The following is a 4041-nucleotide window of genomic DNA, read 5'->3' on the forward strand; positions in this document are numbered from 1 at the left end:
GGGCGGCGAGTCGGGGAAGGCGGGTGGAGGTTAGCGCGCCTTCACGGGGCGTTCGGCGGCCGGATCGCGCGCCGTCGCAGCTGGCGCGGGGCGGAGTTCCGGGTTCGCGCCGCGGACCTCCTCGAACCGGACCATGCGGACCGCGCCGATGGTCTCCAGGGTGATCCGCTCCTGTGCGGTCGCGGCCCGCGGGGTGAGGAGCGCCATTAGCCCGGCGGCGAGGGTGGCGGCGACGATCATCTTCGTGGGGTGGGGCATCGCATGTCTCCGTCTGGCTGCTGGCTCCCCGCCGGCCCGGGGACGATGGCTGGCTTTCGCTTTGAGTAGACCGGTCGTCTCGAACTTCGGCATAAAAGGATACTGTCTCGGGATCGTTGGAACGCGGGTGGGTTCAGTGCGGCGCGAGGCCGAGGAGGCGGCGGGTGGTCCCGATGGCGGCCTCGAACGGGGCGTCGGTCCGGACGATCTTGGCCATCAGGCTCGCACCGAGCCAGACGTGGTACAGGTCTTCGGCGGTCGTCTGCGGCTTGCCCTGGACCGTGAGCGACCCTTCCGCCACGCCCGCCGCGATGGCGTGCGACAGCCGTTCGATGATCCCCGCGGTGCCGCCCTTGAGGGCGAGGCGCATCGCCTCGGACAGGTCCGAGACTTCCGCGGCAAGCTTCACCGCGAGGCACTTGCGCTGGTAGTCGATGCTCCCCTGCGTCGCCTGCCACTTGCGCCAGTAGTTCATCAGGCGCTCGGCCTGGTTCAGGCCCGGTTCGGCGAGCGTCGCGTCGAGGTCGGCGAGGTAGGCTTCGAAGTAGTCCGCCAAGAGGGCCTCGCCAAAGGCCTCCTTGGAGCCGAAGTAATGGTAGAACGATCCCTTCGGCACGCCGGCGGTGGTCAGGATCTCGTTGAGGCCGACCCCGGAGAACCCCTTCGCGCCGACGAGGCCGTAGGCGGTGTCGAGGATTTCTTGGCGGGTGTCGGTGTGTGCGGCGTCGCGTGGCATGACGGTAAGATAGGCCGAATTAGACCGGTCGTCTAGAGGCAGCTTTCATTTTTTATGGCAAAGGGCTCGCGAAGGGCTCGGCAGGCGGCCTCGCAGGCGCCGCCTGCCTCGGTCGAAACCCGGCCGTGCGGCTCGCCGCTACCGCTTTCCGGGTGTCGCCGTCGGCCATTCGACGATCCGGTCCGGGAGTTCGTCGTCGGTGAACTCCTCCTCGTTGCCGGCCATCCGGCCGCGGATCGAGATGCCGGCGTCGTGGACGCTGTTGCGCGAGCCCGAGATCAGGTGGTGCCAGTCGTACAGCGGCTCGCCGTCGCGGATCAGGCGGTAGGCGCAGGTGGGCGGCAGCCACGGGATCGTGCGCACCGCCTCGGGGGTGAGCCGGACGCAATCCGGCACCCGGACCTGGCGCTTGGCGTAGTCGCGGCAGCGGCAGGCATGGCCGTCGAGCAGGGTGCAGCCGACGTCGGTGTGGTGGACCTCGCCGGTGTCGTCGTCCTCGAGCTTCAAGAGGCAGCAGCGGCCGCAGCCGTCGCACAGGCTCTCCCACTCGGCCGGCGTCATCGCTTCGAGGGTCTTCTCCCGCCAGAACGGCAGGGCGGCGCCCGCGGGGGCGGGCTTGGGGTTCCCCATCGGGAACACCTCTCACGTGACAGGGGCTGAAGCGCCCCCTGTGCCGCAAGGCGGGCGCGGGTGCAACCCGGCCGCGACCCGGCCACCGGGGCGCCCCAATCCGCCATCAAGGTTGACGCGACCTTTCTCCGGCGCCCGCCGGACCCATCGCCGCGCAGGCCGCGTTCCATCTCGCGAAAGGCCCCGCGGCTTGGTAGAGAGGGGTACGGTCCCCTCGTCCGCGGGTCCGTCGAGGCGTCTCAAGGAGCCGGAACCCCGTCGTGCGCCTGCCGAACGTCTCCCGCCTCCTCACCCGCATCAAGCACGCGTCGCTGGCCTTCGACGCCTGGGTCAACGCGGGCCTGTACGACAGCGGCGTCTCCGGCGGCGCGGTCTACGGCCGCTTCCAGGAGCGGATGAAGGTCTTCGCCTTCCGCGGCTGGAAGCGGGTGGCCCTCGACCTGACGAGCGAGGGCGTGACCCTCGGCACGGGGGCTGCGATCCTGATGCTCGCGCTGGCGCAGCCGGCCTTCAACCTCACCAGCGACAACTGGCTCAAGGCCCAGGACCTCGCGGTCACCTTCCTCGACCGCTACGGCACCGAGGTCGGGCGGCGCGGGATCAAGCACGACGACTCGCTCAAGCTCGACGAATTCCCCGATATCATGATCAAGGCCCTGGTCTCGACCGAGGACCGGCGCTTCTACGAGCATTGGGGCATCGACCCGATCGGCACGCTGCGCGCGCTCGTCAACAACTCACGCGGCGGCGGCAGCACCCAGGGCGGCTCCTCGATCACCCAGCAGCTCGCCAAGAACCTGTTCCTCACCAACGAGCGCTCGCTGGAGCGCAAGGTGAACGAGGCGTTCCTGGCCCTGTGGCTCGAGAGCCACCTGACGAAGAACGAGATCCTCAAGCTCTACCTCGACCGCGCCTACATGGGCGGCGGCACCTTCGGCGCGGTGGCGGCGGCGGATTACTATTTCGGCAAGCCGCTCAAGGACATCAGCCTGGCCGAGGCCGCGATGCTGGCCGGCCTGTTCAAGGCGCCGAGCAAGTACGCGCCGAGCGTCAACCTGCCGGCGGCCCGCGCGCGCGCCGTCGACGTGCTGCACAACATGGTCGAGGCCGGCTTCGTCACCGAAGGGCAGATCCAGACGGCTTTGCGCAACCCGGCGACGCCGGTGACGCGCACCCGCGACATCACCGCCGACTACTACCTCGACTGGGCCTTCGGCGAGATCAAGGCCATGGCGGATGCGGGCAAGTTCAAGAACGACCGGGTGCTGACGGTGAAGACGCCGCTCGACCTCGGCATCCAGAAGCGCGCCGACCAGGTGGTGGCCGACATCCTGCGCAAGTCCGGCGAGGCCTACGACGTCGACGAGGCGGCGATGGTGATCCTCGATCCCGACGGGGCGCTGCGCGCCATGGTCGGCGGCGCCGACTACGGCGAGAGCCAGTTCAACCGCGCCACCGACGCGTTGCGCCAGCCCGGCTCGTCGTTCAAGCCCTACGTCTACGCGGCGGCGCTCAACTCCGGCCTGTTCCGGCCCGACACGGTGGTCGTCGACAGCCCCGTCTGCCTCGGCAACTGGTGCCCGCAGAATTACGGCCGCTCCTATTCCGGGCGCCAGCCGATGTGGCTCGCGGTGGCGAAATCGATCAACACCATCCCGATCAAGGTCTCGATCGCCATCGGCAAGGGCCTCGGGATCAAGGGCGACTTCCAGGCCGCGAAGGCGGGGCGCGCCAAGATCATCGACACGGCCCACCGCATGGGCATCACCACGCCGCTGGTCGACTCGGTGTCGCTGCCGATCGGCTCGGCCGAGGTCACGGTGATCGACCAGGCCGCCGCCTACGCGGTGTTCGCCAACGGCGGGCGCAAGGCCAAGCCCTACGCGGCGTCCGAGGTGAAGAATTCGAGCGGCGAGGTGATCTACCGCCACGACGACGAGAAGCCCGAGCAGGTGCTCTCGACCCAGGTCGTCGCCGACATGAACTACATGCTGAACAAGGTGGTCGAGGAGGGCACCGGCCGCCGCGCGCAGCTGGAAGGCATGAAGGTCGCGGGCAAGTCCGGCACCACGAACGCCTACCGCGACGCGTGGTTCGTCGGCTACACCGGCAACTACGTCGCCGCGGTCTGGTTCGGCAACGACGACCACACCTCGACCAACAAGATGACCGGCGGCTCGCTGCCCGCCACCGCCTGGCACGACGTGCTGGAGGTCGCCCACCAGGGCATCGAGCTAAAACCGCTGCCGGGGCTCAAGGCCCCGAACGCCGCCGCCGCCCAGGCCGCCGCCTCGACCCCCACCGACCCGGCCGCCACCAGCTACGGCAAGCTCTCGCGCCGCAGCTTCGAGGTGATCGGCGGCCTGAACGGCCTGTTCCGCACCGTCGAGCGGGCGCGGCCCGAGGCCGGCGAGGCC

The 4041-nt window shown here is 69.6% G+C and carries 4 protein-coding genes; 1 reads left to right on the plus strand and 3 read right to left on the minus strand.

Annotated features, from left to right (window positions below; all coding sequences use genetic code 11):
- Positions 1 to 30: 30 nt before the first annotated feature.
- The 3 genes from FV229_RS25720 to FV229_RS25730 all read right to left on the minus strand — a co-directional run bounded on the left by FV229_RS25720 (position 31) and on the right by FV229_RS25730 (position 1624).
- A complete protein-coding gene (locus tag FV229_RS25720) occupies positions 31 to 258 on the minus strand; it encodes a hypothetical protein (RefSeq protein WP_147754644.1) in 228 nt (75 codons plus the stop codon).
- A 133-nt stretch (positions 259 to 391) separates the two neighbouring features.
- Entirely contained in the window at positions 392 to 994 is a 603-nt protein-coding gene (locus FV229_RS25725; protein ID WP_147754645.1) for a TetR/AcrR family transcriptional regulator, read from the minus strand.
- A 138-nt stretch (positions 995 to 1132) separates the two neighbouring features.
- Positions 1133 to 1624, minus strand: coding sequence for a YcgN family cysteine cluster protein (locus tag FV229_RS25730; RefSeq protein WP_147754646.1), 492 nt, complete (start codon positions 1622 to 1624; stop codon positions 1133 to 1135).
- A 260-nt stretch (positions 1625 to 1884) separates the two neighbouring features.
- On the opposite strand from FV229_RS25730, the gene FV229_RS25735 reads away from it, so the two are divergent.
- Positions 1885 to 4041, plus strand: a 2157-nt coding sequence (locus tag FV229_RS25735) for a PBP1A family penicillin-binding protein (RefSeq protein ID WP_147754647.1), incomplete at its 3' end; no start/stop codon positions are given.

The sequence above is a fragment of the Methylobacterium sp. WL120 genome, assembly GCF_008039465.1.
In the GTDB taxonomy this organism is placed as follows: domain Bacteria; phylum Pseudomonadota; class Alphaproteobacteria; order Rhizobiales; family Beijerinckiaceae; genus Methylobacterium; species Methylobacterium cerastii.